The organism is Pseudomonas sp. 51_B, from assembly GCF_017491595.1.
GTDB classification, from domain to species: domain Bacteria; phylum Pseudomonadota; class Gammaproteobacteria; order Pseudomonadales; family Pseudomonadaceae; genus Aquipseudomonas; species Aquipseudomonas promysalinigenes.
Genome location: NZ_JAFGYW010000228.1, coordinates 1 through 499, shown reverse-complemented (window position 1 = coordinate 499; position 499 = coordinate 1). Strand labels below are relative to the sequence as shown.

Annotated in this window: 1 protein-coding gene; it reads left to right on the top strand. The window is 63.9% G+C overall.

Features of this window, described 5'->3' with window-relative positions; all coding sequences use genetic code 11:
* Positions 1-14 precede the first annotated feature (14 nt).
* Positions 15-499: oligosaccharide flippase family protein (locus J5M56_RS24550; protein WP_243430898.1), on the top strand; the 485-nt coding region annotated here is incomplete at its 3' end.

Here is a 499-nt window from a genome sequence, read left to right as displayed (position 1 = left end):
CCCATGCAGTGGGCATGTTCAACCTGGCCATGCGCATCATCGACCTGCCGCGCTCGGCGATCTACAACGGCTTGATGAGCTACGCCTTGCCGGTGTTCGCCCGGCGCAGTGCCGAACCGGCGCGGCTGATAGGGGTAATCGGCGATTCCACGGCGATCAGCGGTTTCGTACTGACACCGCTGTTCTTCGGCATCGCCCTGACCGCCGAGGACATCATCCTGCTGATCTTCGGCGCGAAATGGGCCGATGCGATTCCCTTGTTGCAAGTGCTCGCCTGCACGGCGGCGCTGGGCAATCTGGCGCTGTATGCAACCACTGCGCTGGTGGCGGTCAATCGCACGCACTTGACCCTCAAGGCCGAAGTTGCCACCACCCTGCTCGCGCTGGCGCTGGTGGGTGATTTCGCGAATCACCCCGATCATTCGGGGCCGGCCGTTCTTGTCTGGCAGCAGGCTACCGCTGATCTCCAGCCAGTGAAGGCTGCCGTCGGGCCAGCGGA